Source organism: Salinispirillum marinum (genome assembly GCF_042650105.1).
GTDB classification, from domain to species: Bacteria; Pseudomonadota; Gammaproteobacteria; order Pseudomonadales; family Natronospirillaceae; genus Salinispirillum; species Salinispirillum marinum.
The window spans coordinates 1,097,192-1,114,507 of record NZ_JBHSAL010000002.1; the positions used below are offsets into that span (position 1 = coordinate 1,097,192).

Here is a 17,316-nt window from a genome sequence, read left to right on the forward strand (position 1 = left end):
ACCCATGGCAACGCTCATGATCATCACCATGATCGGACTTTTACTGCTTGGCTTCCCGATGATGGTACCGCTGACGGCGGCGGCCATATTAGGGTTCTACATGACCTTTGACGGCTTTGGCCAAATGAACGTTATGGTGCAACAAATGCTGGGAGGCATTCGACCCACCGCGCTGATCGCTGTACCCATGTTCATCCTGGCGGCCGACATTATGACCCGAGGGCAGTCCGCACAACGCTTGATCAACCTGGTCATGACCTTCATCGGCCACATCAAAGGTGGTTTAGCGGTCAGTACAGCGGCCTCATGCACATTATTTGGTGCCGTGTCGGGGTCCACCCAGGCTACGGTCGTTGCCATCGGCTCGCCCTTACGGCCGCGAATGCTCAAAGCCGGATACAAAGACCCCTTCACCTTGGCATTGATCATCAACGCCAGTGATATTGCGTTTCTTATTCCCCCCAGCATCGGCATGATCATCTACGGAGTAATTTCCGGAACCTCGATTCGGGAACTCTTTCTGGCCGGTATCGGCCCAGGCTTACTGATTCTCGCGCTCTTTTCCGTGTATTGCATCGCCTATGCGTACCTGAACAACGTCCCCACCGAGCCGAAAGCATCCTGGGCCGAACGGCGCAGTGCGGTGCTCAAAGCCTTATGGCCCATGGGTTTTCCAGTGATTATTGTCGGCGGCATCTATGGCGGCGTGTTCAGCCCGACGGAAGCCGCTGCCGCCTGCGTGCTCTACGCCTTGATTTTGGAATTCGGAATTTTCCGTTCTCTGTCAGCTAGCGACATTGCCCGCATTGCCAAATCCACTGGTTTGATTACCGCCGTCGTGTTCATCTTGGTCGCCGTCGGCACGAGCTTTTCGTGGATTATTTCATTCGCGCGCATCCCACAAGCGATTTTAGAAACCATCGGCATTGCCGACATGGGCCCTAATGGCGTGTTGATCTCCATCGCCATCGCGTTTTTTGTGGCCTGTATGTTCGTCGATCCCATTGTTGTCATCTTGGTGCTGACGCCGATTTTCGCCCCCGCCATTGAAGCCAGCGGGCTCAACCCCGTTCTGGTCGGCATCATGATCACCTTGCAGGTCGCCATTGGCTCTGCCACACCGCCGTTTGGGTGCGATATATTCACCGCCATTGCGATCTTTAAACGACCCTATTGGGAAGTGATCAAAGGCACGCCGCCCTTTGTGTTCTTATTGTTGTTGGCCGCCGCATTGCTGGTGATGTTCCCATCAATCGCCTTGTTTCTACCCGAATTAGCTTATGGTTGAACGCCGGAAGAATGCTCTGACCAAGGCAAAGGCTTGCTCCAATAATAACCCTGAAAGAGATCACAGCCCTGATCCGCCAACGCGGTAAACTGGGCTGCGGTTTCCACCCCTTCCGCGACCACCACCATATTCATGGCTTTGGCCATGGCCAGTATGGCGGTAATGATGGCTCGGTCCGTCGCCTGATCCACCATGTGCGCCACGAAAGATTGGTCGATTTTCAATACGTCCAGCGGCAATTGCTGCAAATAAGACAGTGAAGAATAGCCTGTCCCAAAGTCATCCATCGCCAGTCGAAAGCCCATGTTGTGCAATACATACAGACGTTCACGCACCAAGGCAAAATTGCCCTGTACCGCCGATTCGGTAATTTCCAGCTCAATCCACTGCGGCTCTATGTCGAACAGCTTTAACTGCTCTTCCAGCCAGTTTAGGTAGTCCTGTTCTAAGAACTCACGCGGGCTGACATTAATGGCAATCGGTACCATCTGCATGCCAGCACGCTTATTATCCGCCTGCAAACGGAAGACTTCTTGCGCCACCCAACGTCCAAGGTGAATGATCTGCCCGGTTGACTCGGCTAACGCAACAAAATCACCGGGATTCAAAAACCCCCGTTTGGGATGCTGCCAACGCACCAGTGCCTCATATCCCCTCACCGTGCCATGCAGATCAACCTTGGGTTGGTAATACACGCGCAACCCGGCGTTCTGTTCGAGCGCTTCGTTCAAATCCTGTTCAATGGCCGTGCGTTCGTTCAACCGGGCCTGCATTTCAGGTTCAAAGAAATACAGTTGGTTGCGGCCTAGCTCTTTCGATTGGTACATCGCCAGATCAGCTGACGCGAACAGCTCATCCACGGACAACCGGTCGCGGGCGAACAGCATTACGCCTATGCTCACCGTGATGCTGTAGGTTTGTCCGGACAGTTCAAAGGGCTCACGCACGGTGTTGAGAATTTTATTGCCGAGAATTTCCACCTGGATAGCGGCTTGCTGTTTGTCTTGATTGAGGTTCCGCGCCAACAAAATGAACTCGTCACCGCCCGGTCGTGCCAGGGTGTCGGACGCTCGTAAATAGTTCTGCAACCGGCTGGCGAACTGTTGTAAGAGTAAATCGCCTTTGGAGTGCCCTAAGGTATCGTTCAGACGTTTGAAGTAGTCCAAATCCATGAACAAAAGCGCCGAATAGGCACCAGTGCGTTCACCCGCCGCTTGAGCAGCACGAATATGCTCAATGATTAACCGGCGGTTAGCCAGCCCGGTTAAAGAGTCGAAATACGCCAGCCGATGCGCTTGTTCCTGGGCATTGAGCTGCTCCGTCACATCACTGAAACTGGCGATGTAGTGCGAAATATTGCCACTGGGGTCATATACGGCATTAATGACCGCATGTTCAGCGTATATTTCACCCGACTTGCGTTTATTCCAGATATCACCCGACCACGTACCCTGCTCTTTAATGCACTGCCACATGGCTCGATAAAATTCGTCATCGTGCCTCCCGGAGCTCAGTATCTTAGGGTTCTGGCCTATTACGTCCGATTCAGCATAACCGGTAATGTCGGTAAACGCGGGGTTCACCCGAATGATCTTGCGTTGCGCATCGGTAATCATGATGGCCTCGCGAGTATGAAAGGCAATAGCCGACAAATGCTGGTCGGCCAGTGTATCCAGCAAGGTACGGCGGGCTTGTAACAATCGACGATACGGCTCGGTGACCGCCTCAAAAAAGAAGCTTCGGAACAGAAAACCGTAACCGGTTACTTTCAGAATATGCCCGGCCAAGTTATACAGGTCGTAAGGGTTACCATAAAGCGTAAAGAAGAACTCACTCAACGACAGTTGCACCACGGCACCCAGTAACAACGCAGGTTGAAAGCCCTGCAATAGGCGATAGCGCAACACCACCAACAAGGCCGTCAGTAAATGCAGCCCGATCACAGTGTATTCTGCGCCGATTTTAAACGCGGTAAGCCCGGTGCCGGGAATAAAGGTGCGTGGCACAGACTCCGCAAAAGCCAGAAACCACAGATGCATACCGGTGATATACAGCACAACAACAGCGGTAGCCGCATAAAATACACGGCGCATCATCGCGCGCTCACTGACCGGAAGTACAATCAACAACAGGGCAATGGCCAGCACAAAGCGGGCCGCGAGCCAGAAATTTATCGCTTTTTCAAGTGAATTGGCCGTGAAATAGTCCGGCATGCCGGGGTATGACAGGGTATGCGAAAAATCCAACCAAGCGACCGCGAAAAACGCCGCGGCCAAAACCACCATGCGAAAAGTCGGTTCAACCTGCGTATGCGCCCAACCCACCGTAAAGATAATGATTGCAATGGAAATGGCCGCAAACTCCAGCGCCGTATGCAACGGCAAATAAGCGTTCACAGACACACTGGGTGCCGACATATTCAGGAGCCCAGGCACAAACGTGAACAGACTCAGCACCAACAAAAACCACAAAACCGATTGCAACAGCCCCGGCTCTCGGGCCGTACGTCCAAAATCAACCAAAGCAGTCTTTACAAACGGCAGGTAAGACAGGGTGATTTCACTAGGAAGAACCGGTTTGAACATGAAACGCCTCATAACAGCAGCAAACAGCGCACGCCAGGGCGTATTCTGCCTTTAATATTAGAAAATTGCGAACGATCAAATTTTTCGTGCTGCGCATTTCCGATAAAACACGATTACACCTCGCAACCGACTGATTTTCCGCTTTATTCACCCCATGAATGGCGAAAATCCAACGTATAAATTTCTTGAATGGACGATCAACCTCTAGATTATGTTCCATCGACGGAACGCAATGACCATAGCAAAACCGACGAATACCGAACTGATCAATCACCGACGCCAACAAGCGCGGCTTATAAAAAAGGTACTCGACCATGACATACCGTAACGAAATAGATGCTGTTGCCAGCGTATTGAGCAAGAACCCAACGTGGAACGCCATTAACCCAGCGCATGCCGCGCGTATGCGTGTTCAAAATCGGTTCAACAACGGTTTGGACATTGCCAAGTACACCGCCAAAATCATGCGTGAAGACATGGCGGCTTATGACAAAGACACCTCAAAGTACACCCAGTCTTTAGGTTGCTGGCACGGTTTCATCGGCCAACAGAAAATGATTTCCATCAAAAAGCACTTCAAAACCACCAAGCGCAGTTACCTGTACCTGTCTGGCTGGATGGTTGCGGCTTTACGTTCCGAGTTTGGCCCACTGCCAGACCAGTCCATGCATGAAAAAACGTCGGTGCCAGCCTTGATTGAAGAACTCTACACCTTCTTGCGTCAAGCCGATGCATGGGAGCTGAATCACCTGTTCCGTCAGTTGGAAGAAGCCCACGCCGCTGGTGATCAAGTGAAAGCACGCAGTATTGAGCAACAAATCGACAACCATGAAACGCATGTTGTGCCGATCATCGCGGACATCGACGCCGGATTCGGTAACGCGGAAGCGACCTATCTGCTGTCGAAGAAAATGATCGAAGCCGGTGCGTGCTGTATTCAGATCGAGAACCAGGTATCGGACGAGAAACAGTGTGGCCACCAAGACGGCAAAGTGACTGTGCCACACGCTGACTTTTTGGCGAAGATCAACGCAGTACGTTTGGCTTTCTTGGAACTGGGTGTGGACGACGGCGTGATCGTAGCCCGTACCGACTCTTTAGGTGCTGGCCTGACCAAGCAAATCGCGGTAACCAACGAGCCAGGCGACTTGGGCGACCAATACAACAGCTTCATCGATGGCGAAGAAATCTCTAGCGCTGCCGACATCAACAACGGCGACGTGGTGATCAAGCAAAACGGCAAGCTGATCAAGCCTAAGCGTTTGGCCTCTGGCCTGTTCCAGTTCAAAGCCGGTTCAGGTGAAGACCGCGTAGTGATGGACTGCATCGCCAGCCTGCAAAACGGTGCCGACCTGCTGTGGATCGAAACAGAAAAACCGCACGTTGGCCAGATCGCTGGCATGGTGAACCGCATTAAAGAAGTCGTTCCGGATGCCAAGCTGGTTTACAACAACAGCCCATCGTTCAACTGGACACTGAACTTCCGCCAGCAGGTGTTTGATGCCATGCAAGCCGAAGGTAAGGACGTGTCTACCTACGAACGTGCCGACCTGATGAACGTGAAATACGACGACACCGAGTTGGGTAAGACCGCCGACGAGTGGACCGCCAACTTCCAGCGTGATGCCGCGCGTGAAGCGGGTATCTTCCACCACCTGATCACCTTGCCAACGTACCACACAGCGGCCTTGTCTACCGACAACTTGGCTAAAGGCTACTTCGGCGACGAAGGTATGCTGGCCTATGTGAAGGGTGTACAACGTGAAGAACTACGCCAAGGCATCGCTACCGTGAAACACCAAGACATGGCGGGCTCGAACATCGGGGACGACCACAAAGAGTTCTTCGCCGGTGAAGCCGCGCTGAAGGCCGGTGGTAAGGACAACACGATGAACCAGTTCGGTTGATTGACAGAACCGTACAGATTTAGATTTCGCTCCACTCCTTGATGCAAGTGCATCCCCTTACGGCGCCCAAGTATTTGGGCGCCGTTTTTTTGCGCATTAGTCTGCGTTATACTGCGGCACAACTTCTGCGCTGTTGAAGACGATGACGGACATCCAAATATGCCCCTGCGGTAGCACCCATACCTATCGACGCTGTTGCCGCCCGTTCCACAAGGGCACCGCCGCACCCACCCCCGAGGCACTTATGCGCTCACGTTACAGTGCCAATGCGCTGGGTCTGACAAAGTATTTACAAGCCACCTGGCACACCAGCACACGACCAGCAGACCTAACGCTGACGGACAATCCCCAATGGCTGAAGTTGGATGTACTTACCGCCACCATGGAAGGCAACGATGGGACAGTGCATTTCAAAGCGCACTTTCAAGAAGGGAACACAACCCACTGCTTAGAAGAACATTCGCGCTTTGTACGCGAACACGGTCGCTGGTACTATGTTGATGGCAAGACGTCGACCTATTCAAAGCCTCAATAGCCCATGTTTTCCTACGATTCTTACGCTACTGCCATCTAAACACGTCCATGCTGATGTATGCTTGCTTCTATAATGCCGTTTTGGATCAACAGAGAGACCGCCATGAACAACAATAAACAGGCGCACTACAATCACCCGTCAACCTCGTTAACACAGTCTACTTGTCGCCTACTTCTTCGGTGGCTTGGTTGGAACATTGCGCCTTTTCCTGATGTGAAAAAAGCGGTCGCCATCGGTGGCCCGCACACATCGAATTGGGATGGCATCATCGGTTTGATGGGCGCTTCCGCCATCGGCATACCGGCCACCATCATGATCAAAGACTCGTTGTTTTTCTGGCCGATGGGTGCATTATTGCGTCGATTTGGCGCCATCCCCATCAACCGGGGTCAAGCCGGCAGCGTGGTCGAACAGGCGGTTGAACAGTTTCGTCAGCGCGACAAACTGGTCTTGGTAGTAACCCCGGAAGGCACGCGCAGTAATGCCGCCGCTTGGAAAACCGGCTTTTATCGCATCGCCAAAGAGGCCAAGGTACCCGTTGTGGTGGCCACCGCCGATTACGTGAAAAAAGAAGTGACCTATCCTGCGGTGTTTATGCCAACCGACAATCAAGAAGCAGACTTTGCGCAGTTTCACACCTGGTTTGCCAGCGTAACGCCGCGACATCCCGAGCGACTGTCTGCTCCGGTTAAAGAGCGCTACCTAGCCCGAATCAACCAAAAAACACCTGATTGAAATACAACACCACGGGCAGAACCACCATCGCCAACAAGGTTTGCGCGGTGATAATTGCAGCCATCAGCGGCGCGTCGCCTCCCAGTTGGCGCGCCAAAATATAAGCCGATGTTGCCGTAGGCATGGCCGCAAACAGCAACAAGACACTTTGTTCCTGAAAACTCAAACCCAACAATAAACTGAACCCAATGGCCACCGCAGGCATGGCTAAAAACTTCAACAGACTGGCGTAAACCAACGGCATTTTACCCGCCCGCAAGGCGTCCAAATTCAACGCTACCCCGACTGCCAACAGGCCTAACGGTAACGCCGAGCGAGCCAAAATTTCAGCGGTGAGGCGACTCCAGCCTGGCAGGCCAATACCTGTCACATTCAACGTAATACCGATCACACACCCAAGAATCAGCGGATTCTTTCCAATCGCCTTGATGGTAGAGCCAATGCTCGCACGCTCATCACCGGCAAAAAACGCAAACACTGCAACACACAACACATTCAACAGCGGAATCATCAACGCCATGATCACCGCCGCCAACGCCAAACCCGAGCTACCAAACAGTTCGGACGCCACCGCCAATACAATGAACGAGTTAAAACGCATGCCGCCTTGGAAGACCGACGTAAACTGGGCACCGTTCTTACTGACCACCGGCTTTAATGCCAAGGTAACCAGGGTCATTACCGCCAGCATACCCACCACCGCCAACAGCACGCGCGTAACCGACAAGCCAGAAAAATCTGCGGTAGCCAACTCGCTCACCAACATCGCCGGGAACAACACGAAGTAGACCAAACGCTCCAACTGCGGCCAGAAGTCAAAGGTGGGAAACGCCAAACGACGCAGCGCAACGCCAAGCAGAATAACCAAAAACACCGGACCTAACGCATTAATCAGCGGCCACATAAGGACAGCCCTTACCATCATAAGAGGCTAATGATAGTAACTCACAGCCCATAGCCTCGGAAGAACATCCTTCATGTAAATTGCTACATCCTCCGCACCTTGATACCATAAACACATAACGTTGGCGTATCGCTGGAGTATTTTGATGATCATCTTTCATTGGCTCGGCAGACACGCTACTTGGGTTATGCCTATGGGCTTGGTCATCGGGATTTTGTTTCCTGCACTTGCTGCTGTTGCCCAAAGCTTGCTTTTACCCGCCGTTGTCTTTCCTCTTATGCTGTCTATTGCTCGGGTAGCATGGCAAGGTCAATTGGCTGCACTGAAACGTTGGCAACTCTTGTTTTGGGTCAGTGTTTGGATGTTGATTACCGCTCCGATACTGGTTTGGCTAGTGGGACGCGCAGCCAACTTACCAGAGCACTTATTGCATGGCGCTGTCTTAGCCGCCGCCGCGCCCCCTGTCACTGCCTGTGGCGCATTGGCGTTGCTTATGAAATTGGATGCTCGGATCACCTTAATCACCACTCTCGTCACACTGCTTCTGTGCCCCTTAACCATCCCTCCTATTGCCTTATATTTATTGAACATCAATATCGACCTATCCTTCATTGACTTAATGCAGCGCCTTGGCATCGTCGTCGCGATAGCTCTTGCAGGCGCGACCGTGCTAAAGAAAGCATTAGGGCAAGCTCGCATTGATCGCAATGCCAGCATAATTGATGGGCTTTCGGTGATTTTTATCTCGATATTCATCATTGGCATGATGGACGGCATTCTTGCTTGGTCTATGCAACAACCGTTGATTGCGCTCAGTGTGCTGTTGGTAAGTACTCTCACCATTTTTGGTTTGAACGCACTTAGCAGTTTGTTGTTTTTTCGAGAAGAGCCCGCCACTGCCCTAGCGATTGGTTTGGTATCCGGCCAAGCCAATTTAGGCTTACTCTATCTCACCCTGGCTGATCAGGTATCCATTAACGTACTGGCATTTTTTGCCTTAGGCCAAATTCCACTCTATGTGTTGCCCATGATAGAACGGCCTATAGCTCGATACTGGTTGGAAAGAACCGTCCAGCCCATCAGTAAGTTGCCCTAATTCGTTGATTTTTAATAAAAAGGTGTTGCATTCAAAAAAAGGATTGGTAATATACGCGCCACTCCAAACGGAGTTACACACGAAGGTTTGCGTCCCCTTCGTCTAGTGGCCTAGGACACCGCCCTTTCACGGCGGTAACAGGGGTTCGAGTCCCCTAGGGGACGCCATTGCGGGAATAGCTCAGTTGGTAGAGCACGACCTTGCCAAGGTCGGGGTCGCGAGTTCGAGTCTCGTTTCCCGCTCCAAATTATGAAAAGCAGCCTCAGGGCTGCTTTTTTTATGTCCATGGATGGACGGTATGCTGGCAACGCAGGAGCAGTTGCCAGTAGTTTGCGGTCAACGAGCCTACGTCTCGATGTATGGGTTCCATCCATGGAACCCACCCTACGGGGGCCTAGTGGCCATGTTAATTCGCTCCCGGCGAATTGATCCCGCTCCAAATTTAAAGAAGCAGCCTCAGGGCTGCTTCTTTTTGTTTGCGATCAACAAGATTCAACCCAGCATGTATAACGGCCCTCGCACATCAAACCCTGATCTATGTCATATCCGCCTGTCTAGGATGGGTCTACCATGAGCGCATTAGCTTTAATTTAATTGCTAACTTAATCCTGTAGAAAAAAGGAAGACACCATGGCTGTTGAACACCACACCCTCGGAAATGACCTGCCCGAATTCAAAGATGAAATACACGCTTTAAAACTGAACAATGCCCACTTCCGAAAGCTTTTTGATGAATACCATGAACTGACGCGGCAGATTGAAAACATGGAAAACGAAGTCACCCCGGTAAAAACGGTAGAGGAAGAAGACGCCAAACAGCGCCGCGTTCACCTAAAAGACGAGCTGTACCACATGCTGCAAAAAGCGGCCGCTGAAGCTCTTTAGATGCTCCTCCAGCCGCATTTGAAACAAAAAGCAGCCTGAGACATGCCTTCAATCTTTCTGAGTCCGAGATACTGGCCGTCTTGCGCCCGGATGCTCTAGGCCCCGCCACCCAAGGCGGCCATTACACCCTGATTTGGGATGGCGAACGTATTGCACACCGCTACGAATACCGCGAGGTGTGACCTAAGAATGCGCTGAATTATTAGTCAATAAAATGAATTTGTGCAGCGAATAAAATACATTATGATTTTTAGCTTAATGACCCCAATTCAAGGAAACCCGCAACATGCCACTTCGAGCAATACTCTTTGACCACGATGGAACATTGGTCAATTCCGAACCAATTCATTTTGATTTGTGGGTGACAGTATTATCACGGTATGGAATCTCACTTACTGAGCAGCAATATAAAGAGCACTATGCAGGCGTGCCAACTAATGCTAACGCGATTGATGTTGTACGTCGGTTTCAGATCGATGTTACGCCCGAAGCAATCGCTGAAGAAAAGAATGCAGCTACTAGAGAGTTTTTGCGTGGAAATTCCTTTCCACTGATGAATGGCGCACTTGATGCCATCATGGATTTTCGCGAACGCGGACTAACACTCGGCATCGTTACTGGCGCAGGCTTCGAAGGGGTTGATGCAACTCTCAGGGCGAATGATCTCGGTAGCGTCTTTTCTGCTGTTGTTTCAGGAGATGATGTTAGTTTGAGTAAGCCCGCTCCTGACTGTTACCTCCTCGCCATGAAAAAGCTTGGTGTGCAAGCATCAGAATGTGTAGCTATTGAAGACACGCAACATGGCTTAAAAGCGGCACATGCTGCTGGCATCCGTTGTTTGGCAGTACCAACCCCAATGTCAATGCATCACGACTTCGGAGATGCCCTAGCTGTACTTGATGGCATGCCGAATGTTATTGAATATGTTAGACATTCACTGCTGAGATAGTGTTTTGATCCGCAAATTATCCCATAACACCTGCGGAACCCGGCCGCCGTAATGTTTGTTCTTGTGATACCCCACCTCAATACTTAGAATGCGCTTGCCGGATTTTCCGGCAACGTTCTCAGGGCGGGGTGCAATTCCCCACCGGTGGTAGCTGCTTATGCAGAAGCCCACGAGCGCCCAAGCCCTGGCTTGGGGTCAGCAGATCTGGTCGAATTCCAGAGCCGACGGTAATAGTCCGGATGAAAGAGACCGTGCATCAATAACCTTTCACCCCAGGTGAAGGGTTTTTTGTGCATTCGCTCTGATTCAGTCACTTCTTCAAAGAGAAAACTATGAATCAGCACACTGAAGCTTCGCTCCACCCAATGCCTTCCACCGTTGAACCGCAAAAAATTGCGGTTATTTCTGCGAGTTGGCATAAACCCATCGTGCACAACGCCATTCAGTCGATCAAAAGCCATTTTGATCAGAACGGTGTGCACGGGAATGATGTTGAGTTTTTTGAGGTTCCCGGCGCGTTTGAAATACCCCTTCACGCCAAAATGCTTGCCAAAAGTGGAAGGTTTAAAGCCGTGATTGCCTGCGCCTTTGTGGTCAACAGCGGTATTTACCGACACGAATACGTGGCGTCTTCCGTTATTGACGGTTTAATGAAGGTACAGCTCACCACCGATATTCCGGTGTTTTCGGCCGTACTTACCCCCCACAACTTTCATGAACATGAAGATCACCTCCAGTTCTTTGCCAATCACTTTTTGGCCAAAGGAGCGGAGGTTGCGCAGGCATGCCTAGAAACACTAAAAAGCCTTAGCCACATCAGAAAACTGCATGACCAATAGTCTGTAGGGTTATTTTGCATCAACCCGGCCATGGCACTGAAAATCTACCGCCTTGGCTGGGTTATCGTTTGTTCATGTGTTGCCTCATAAGAAACCATGTACCATGAGAAACAGGTTCACAGCAGAAGGTGACACGATGAAAGACTCCGACGATGAACAGCAACCCGACTGGCAGGAAAGCACCTACCGCAACCGAATGCGCCGTAAGCCCTATGAAAAACAGAAATACAAACTACAACTAGAGTTGCTCAAGCTTTAACACTGAGTAAAAGAAAGCGGGACTCGGGTTGTCATCCTGTTTGAGGAGCTCGATGCCGCAATCCACAGACTCCCCCCATCAATAAACCTGCCACTGCAAAACGCGCCCAAACAACGGCGATGCACGCCAATGCAATGATATGGGATAGGCCGGTGCACCCGGCTGCCTAACCTCCTGCACGTCAATAAGCCCCAACAACTGCAAAACAAGGCCAACCCGGTGACAATAAACGTTTATAACATCGTCCTCCGGTGAGCAATAGTCAACCTCAGACTCCTGCATCAACTGCGGGAAAGCCGACAGATGCATCCGGGCATAATGACCATCGCTCAACCATTGCTCGCCATGACGATGCAGCAACCAAAAGGTGAACGGGGCTGTCGTACGTAGCCCCATCATCGGCGAACCCCCACTAATATAGGCCCAATTGAATTGCTGGAAAAACGCCTCCAACATCAACGCATGGACACCTCCCCAACCTTTGCTCTTCAACAGCTTGCGGGCCTTTGCCGTGATATTGAGCTTACCTTTTGCTACCCGCAGCAATCCGGAAACCTCGGCGACAATCCGAGTAAAGTGTACCGCACTGGCATCGTCCTCACCGCGCACTGATTGATTCGGCCGCCAGTGATAGATATCTAAATTGCAGTCAACCACGGCAGCCAACATAGCTTTCACCATCGCGCCCGGCAAATTACCCTTTTTGGTCAGCGTAACTTCCTTTTCATTCAATGACTCAAACAGCACCGACAGTAAGCGAACAACCGGGCTATTTTCTGCCTCCGCTGCTGAATCAGCCCATTGAACGACCTCCGGACAATCAAACGTACTGTACAACAACGCATGCATTTGCTGTGGGTTAAAGCCCTGAAAATCCGGCATGCCAAAATCGGGAAAATCATCATCCCTGTCACATTCCGCGATGATGTCCTCAATGTTGGCTAAATCGTCGTTGATTTCTTCCAGGCTTACGTCCAATGGATCAAAATGGCCACCATTCCACAACATAACATCTTCATGCTCTTCGTGTTCCGGGTCAGCCATCGCTTCTTTGAATTCTTCGAAGCCGTCTAACCCACCCACATCTTCCGGCGGACACTGAGCATGCGCCTCTAGACATCTCGGTAACACAGAAAGGTCGGCATCGGGCAAAATGCGCTCCAATCGAACCTCATGCACCCAACCGTCGCCAAAGTCATATTCGTACTTCAGGGTTTGCTTCTCAACGTAGAGCAACTGACCAACGGTGAACGCCCGCTCATCTTCCAGCGCCAGCATGTTATCTTCATCGTGCGCCAAACAGCCAAAGCGACGCTCCTGAGACGACTCAAACAAATGCAGATGTGAATTTGTCCAACCCAACGAAATTTGCAGAATATGATGCAAACGCTCCAACGTGGTTTGGCTGTCTACCGCAATCAGTCGCCAAACCAAGGGTTCAGTATGCTTGAGGGTGACTTTCAGGTGGTAGGCGGTGCCTAGATTCATAATTCGGCCTTTTGGAACGGAGCTGTGGACGAGTATATGGTTCAAGATATTCGGATTGTAGAGCGCGGATTACAATATGTGCGGATCACAGCAGTACTTAGGACATGAATTCCGCTCGCATTGCAGATACAAAAAGCTCAGCCTGCTCTAACATTTGCTTTGCGTCTGAACGTTCAACAGAGTCTCCGTTGTAGTCTGCCACTAAACGGATTTCATGCGCACGGTTCTAAAGCCGTCAAACCTCTTTTGATACCGGACCATTCTTGAACAGAAAGATCCCAAAAGCTCCAATCAAGCCACTATGGGTGCGGCCTATATCTGCCCCAACGGGCGCACCTGACGCAAGTAAAGCAGCACGGGACGCATCAAATATAGCGTAATAAGCTCGGTTGGCCGCACCATCAACATCACCCAATTCAAGCAATGCGCGTGCTGACGAACAGGCTGTGTCTGCTTTCAACATAAGCGCTTCAGGTGTCAATTGTCGATTAGTCACAACCGGACTCCCTCTCGGGCAATAGTGCGCAACAAGTCTGGATTCGAATAGTTTTCTGGATGCTCCCACTCATCCAACCAAACAGGAAGCGGAGATATCAGAATATCTGTTTCAAGCAATACGTCGAAAGCGATGTCTGCCATATTCAGTTTGGCGGTCAAGAAACGCTGATGTGGGCCACGCAATAGAACAGCAACGTCTGCATCACTGTCTGATCGATGCGTTCCGCGTGCCCTGCTCCCAAAGACAATTGCGCCAGCCAGTTCGAATCGGTTGCTGATCAATTCAAGGAAGCGGCGGACTGCCTGCTCTGTATGACAATCAATCGAATACATGCTAACTCCGCAGTTAATCTAGTCTTCATAATAACCCTACGATCTGGCGAATGAAATACTGTCAAAATTTCAAAAACACGACACAAAAGTCTTCCTTCTTATATATACCTAAACTTTTTTTATTTTTGGTGCAGCATCTGGTGAATTTTGTGTCTATAATCCGGCGCTTTCACGCCTGTTTCATGAGGCAGGCGAACAGAAACGTGCATTAGGGATGTAGGTTCGATGACGCTCGCTCTGATCGTTTTTTTACCCTTTATCGGGGTGGTTCTACCCGCCCTGTTCATTCGCTACGGCCGCAATGCGTCGGCATGGGCGACCGCTGTCGCGCCAGCCATTGCGTTGGTGTTGCTGTTCCGGGAAGCGCCTTCGGTGTTTGCGGGAGAAGTGCAGACCATCTATTGGAACTGGTTGCCTTCTCTGGGCTTGAACATCAGTTTCCGTTTGGATGGTTTGTCTTTCCTGTTCGCGCTGCTGATTTTAGCCATCGGTTTATTGGTGATTTTGTATGGGCGGTACTATTTGTCGGAGAAGGACCCTATGGGTCGGTTCTTTGGTATTTTACTGCTGTTCATGGGCGCCATGATGGGTGTGGTCACGGCCAATAACCTGCTGTTGTTGGTGCTGTTTTGGGAGCTCACCAGTTTAAGTTCGTTCTTGCTGATTGGCTTTTGGGGCCACCGCTCGGATGCGCGGCGCGGCGCGCGTATGGCGTTGACGGTCACCGGTGGTGGCGGATTGGCGCTGTTGGCCGGTGTGATGTTGATCGGCCATGTGGTGGGTTCGTTTGATTTGACCGATGTGCTCGCGGCGGGCGACCAAATTCGGGCCCATGCGTATTATCCCTACATCATTCTGCTGGTGCTGCTGGGTGTGTTCACCAAATCGGCCCAATTTCCGTTCCACTTCTGGTTACCCCACGCGATGTCGGCCCCTACGCCGGTATCGGCCTATTTGCATTCGGCTACCATGGTGAAAGCGGGTGTTTTCTTGCTGGCACGTTTGTACCCCGCCCTATCCGGTACAGAGATGTGGTTTGTCATTGTCTCGCTCACCGGTTTGGCCACCTTAACATTGGGCGCGGTGGTCGCGTTGTTCAAGCACGATTTAAAAGGCTTGCTGGCCTACTCCACCATCAGCCACCTGGGCCTGATTACGCTGCTGTTTGGCTTGGATACGCACCTGGCCGTATTGGCGGCGTTATTTCACTTGATGAACCACGCGACCTTTAAGGCGTCATTATTTATGGCGGCGGGCATTGTGGATCATGAAACCGGCACGCGGGATATCCGCTTGCTATCGGGGCTGCGACACTATATGCCCTATACGGCGGCGCTGGGGTTAATCGCCACCGCTGCGATGGCTGGGGTCCCGTTGTTAAACGGATTCTTAAGTACCGAGATGTTCCTGGCAGAATCGCTAGAGCAAAGTGTGCTGGGCGGATGGAGCTGGTTAATTCCGGTGATCGCAGTGTTCGCGAAAATCTTCTCCGTCGCCTATTCGGTGCGCTTTATTCACAGTGTGTTCTTTGGCCCGAAAGCCGAAAACCTGCCGAAAAAACCGCATGAAGCGCCGTTTTTTATGCGCGCGCCGGTGTTGTTCCTGGTGTTCCTGTGCTTAGCCGTGGGCATTTTCCCTGTGGTGTTCATCGGCAGTATTTTGAACGCAGCAGCGGGTGCCGCTACGCAAGCACCGCTACCCTATTATTCCCTGTCGCTGTGGCACGGTATCAACTTGCCGTTGATCATGTCCGTGACCGCCATGGCCTTAGGTATTGTGGTGTACACCTTGCGTCATCGGTTGTTCGCTTTGTGGGATAAGTTACCCCCTCTCAGTGCGCCCTTGGTGTTTGAGTATATCTTGCACAACGGCTACATAGTGCCGGCCCGTAAGATCACCAAGTTACTGGAAAGCGGGCGTCCGCAAAGCTATCTCGCTATGCTGATCAGCTTAACCATCGTTGCTGCGGGTTCTGCCCTGTGGTCATTGGAACAATGGCAAGGCTCGCTTAGTCTGCAGCCCTTGGATATACCATCGGTGGTAATCGCCATTGCGATGATCGTCACGGCGCTCTGCACCACCATTTGGCATCACCAGCGTTTAGCGGCCTTGCTGTTTATTAGCGTGGTTGGTTTGGGGGTAGCTTTAGCGTTTGCACGCTTCTCAGCGCCCGATCTGGCACTCACACAACTGTCGGTAGAAGTCGTGAGCTTGGTGTTATTAATGCTGATTCTGTTCTTGCTGCCCGAAAAGAGCCCGTTTGATTCCTCCTACCGCCGCATTTGGCGTGATGGTTTTATCGCGGTGTTGGGCGCGTTGGTGATTGGGGTGATTACCTTTGCCATTCTCACCCGCCCCGGCGAGAGTATTGGCGAATACTATTTGCAGCAAAGTGTACCCGGTGGCGGTGGTGCCAACGTGGTGAATGTGATTCTGGTGGACTTCCGGGGTTTTGATACCTTCGGTGAAATTACGGTGTTGGCGATTGCGGCTATTGGTATCTTCGGTCTATTGGATGGCATGAAACTGTTCAACCCGACCATGACAGCACAGCGCCATTTTGCGCTGGACCGTCACCCGCTGTTACTGACCGTATTGAACATGCCGTTATTGCCGCTGGCATTAATGGTGTCAGTGTACATTTTCTTACGCGGACACAACCTGCCCGGCGGCGGTTTTATTGCTGGCTTGATCACCGCGATTGCGCTGCTGTTGCAGTATCTGACCAATGGTTTGGCGTGGACCAACCGCCGTATGTCCGGTAATTACCACCCTGTGGTGGCCTCGGGTGTGTTGGTCGCTGCCATCACCGCCATGGGAGCCTGGGTCTTCGGCAAGCCATTGCTCACGTCGTGGCATGACTATGTCGATATCCCATTCATAGGCCACATTGAACTGGCGTCCGCCATGGCGTTTGACTTGGGTGTTTATTTGGCGGTGATTGGCGCAACGCTGCTGATTCTCGCCAACCTGGGCAAACTTACTCCTTTCTCCAGTGACGATTCGGAGCTCTGA

Annotated in this window: 15 protein-coding genes, 2 tRNA genes and 1 riboswitch; of the genes, 12 read left to right on the plus strand and 5 right to left on the minus strand. The window is 51.5% G+C overall.

The annotated features are described in order from the left end of the window. Positions 1-4 precede the first annotated feature (4 nt). On the plus strand, positions 5-1,288 hold the full coding sequence (locus ACFOSD_RS12220) for a TRAP transporter large permease (protein WP_380696919.1): 1,284 nt from the start codon (positions 5-7) through the stop codon (positions 1,286-1,288). On the opposite strand, the gene ACFOSD_RS12225 is transcribed toward ACFOSD_RS12220, so the two are convergent. Further along, complete coding sequence (locus ACFOSD_RS12225; RefSeq protein ID WP_380696921.1) at positions 1,279-3,873, minus strand: bifunctional diguanylate cyclase/phosphodiesterase; 2,595 nt, start codon at positions 3,871-3,873, stop codon at positions 1,279-1,281. The two genes, ACFOSD_RS12220 and ACFOSD_RS12225, sit on opposite strands and share 10 nt — an antisense overlap. Positions 3,874-4,187: 314 nt before the next feature. On the opposite strand from ACFOSD_RS12225, the gene ACFOSD_RS12230 reads away from it, so the two are divergent. The 3 genes from ACFOSD_RS12230 (at position 4,188) to ACFOSD_RS12240 (ending at position 7,050) form a co-directional block, all read left to right on the plus strand. Beyond that, complete coding sequence (locus ACFOSD_RS12230) at positions 4,188-5,780, plus strand: isocitrate lyase (RefSeq protein WP_380696923.1); 1,593 nt, start codon at positions 4,188-4,190, stop codon at positions 5,778-5,780. A gap of 142 nt (positions 5,781-5,922) precedes the next feature. Continuing rightward, complete coding sequence (locus tag ACFOSD_RS12235) at positions 5,923-6,315, plus strand: YchJ family protein (protein ID WP_380696925.1); 393 nt, start codon at positions 5,923-5,925, stop codon at positions 6,313-6,315. Between the two features lie 102 nt (positions 6,316-6,417). Next, positions 6,418-7,050 (plus strand): 1-acyl-sn-glycerol-3-phosphate acyltransferase, encoded by a 633-nt coding sequence (locus ACFOSD_RS12240; RefSeq protein WP_380696927.1) that lies wholly within the window; start codon positions 6,418-6,420, stop codon positions 7,048-7,050. Here the strand turns inward: ACFOSD_RS12240 and ACFOSD_RS12245 are convergent. Then, entirely contained in the window at positions 7,028-7,954 is a 927-nt protein-coding gene (locus tag ACFOSD_RS12245; RefSeq protein ID WP_380696929.1) for an AEC family transporter, read from the minus strand. The genes ACFOSD_RS12240 and ACFOSD_RS12245 overlap by 23 nt on opposite strands. A gap of 145 nt (positions 7,955-8,099) precedes the next feature. Here ACFOSD_RS12245 and ACFOSD_RS12250 point away from each other — a divergent pair, with 145 nt between their 5' ends. The 7 genes from ACFOSD_RS12250 (at position 8,100) to ACFOSD_RS12280 (ending at position 11,982) form a co-directional block, all read left to right on the plus strand. After that, positions 8,100-9,050, plus strand: coding sequence for a hypothetical protein (locus ACFOSD_RS12250; protein ID WP_380696931.1), 951 nt, complete (start codon positions 8,100-8,102; stop codon positions 9,048-9,050). Positions 9,051-9,141: 91 nt separating this feature from the next. Continuing rightward, positions 9,142-9,217, plus strand: a tRNA-Glu gene (locus ACFOSD_RS12255). Between the two features lie 2 nt (positions 9,218-9,219). Continuing rightward, positions 9,220-9,295 (plus strand) — tRNA-Gly (locus ACFOSD_RS12260). Between the two features lie 385 nt (positions 9,296-9,680). Then, positions 9,681-9,935: a YdcH family protein gene (locus tag ACFOSD_RS12265; protein WP_380696933.1), complete on the plus strand. Its 255-nt coding sequence runs from the start codon at positions 9,681-9,683 to the stop codon at positions 9,933-9,935. A 286-nt stretch (positions 9,936-10,221) separates the two neighbouring features. After that, a complete protein-coding gene (locus ACFOSD_RS12270) occupies positions 10,222-10,884 on the plus strand; it encodes an HAD family hydrolase (protein ID WP_380696935.1) in 663 nt (220 codons plus the stop codon). Between the two features lie 110 nt (positions 10,885-10,994). Further along, positions 10,995-11,139: riboswitch (FMN riboswitch) on the plus strand. 77 nt (positions 11,140-11,216) lie between these two features. After that, on the plus strand, positions 11,217-11,723 hold the full coding sequence (locus ACFOSD_RS12275) for a 6,7-dimethyl-8-ribityllumazine synthase (RefSeq protein WP_380696937.1): 507 nt from the start codon (positions 11,217-11,219) through the stop codon (positions 11,721-11,723). Between the two features lie 136 nt (positions 11,724-11,859). Then, complete coding sequence (locus ACFOSD_RS12280) at positions 11,860-11,982, plus strand: hypothetical protein (protein ID WP_380696939.1); 123 nt, start codon at positions 11,860-11,862, stop codon at positions 11,980-11,982. A gap of 78 nt (positions 11,983-12,060) precedes the next feature. On the opposite strand, the gene ACFOSD_RS12285 is transcribed toward ACFOSD_RS12280, so the two are convergent. The 3 genes from ACFOSD_RS12285 to ACFOSD_RS12295 form a co-directional block, all read right to left on the minus strand. Continuing rightward, entirely contained in the window at positions 12,061-13,470 is a 1,410-nt protein-coding gene (locus ACFOSD_RS12285) for a plasmid pRiA4b ORF-3 family protein (protein ID WP_380696941.1), read from the minus strand. A gap of 235 nt (positions 13,471-13,705) precedes the next feature. Beyond that, positions 13,706-13,966: a HEPN domain-containing protein gene (locus ACFOSD_RS12290; protein WP_380696943.1), complete on the minus strand. Its 261-nt coding sequence runs from the start codon at positions 13,964-13,966 to the stop codon at positions 13,706-13,708. Further along, positions 13,963-14,301 carry a nucleotidyltransferase domain-containing protein gene (locus tag ACFOSD_RS12295; protein WP_380696945.1) on the minus strand — a complete coding sequence of 113 codons (339 nt, stop codon included), beginning with the start codon at positions 14,299-14,301 and terminating at the stop codon, positions 13,963-13,965. The genes ACFOSD_RS12290 and ACFOSD_RS12295 overlap by 4 nt, the downstream gene beginning before the upstream one ends. Before the next feature lie 225 nt (positions 14,302-14,526). Between ACFOSD_RS12295 and ACFOSD_RS12300 the strand changes: the two genes are divergently transcribed. Further along, the gene (locus ACFOSD_RS12300) at positions 14,527-17,316 is read left to right on the plus strand and encodes a monovalent cation/H+ antiporter subunit A (RefSeq protein ID WP_380696947.1); all 2,790 of its coding nucleotides are present in this window, start codon (positions 14,527-14,529) and stop codon (positions 17,314-17,316) included.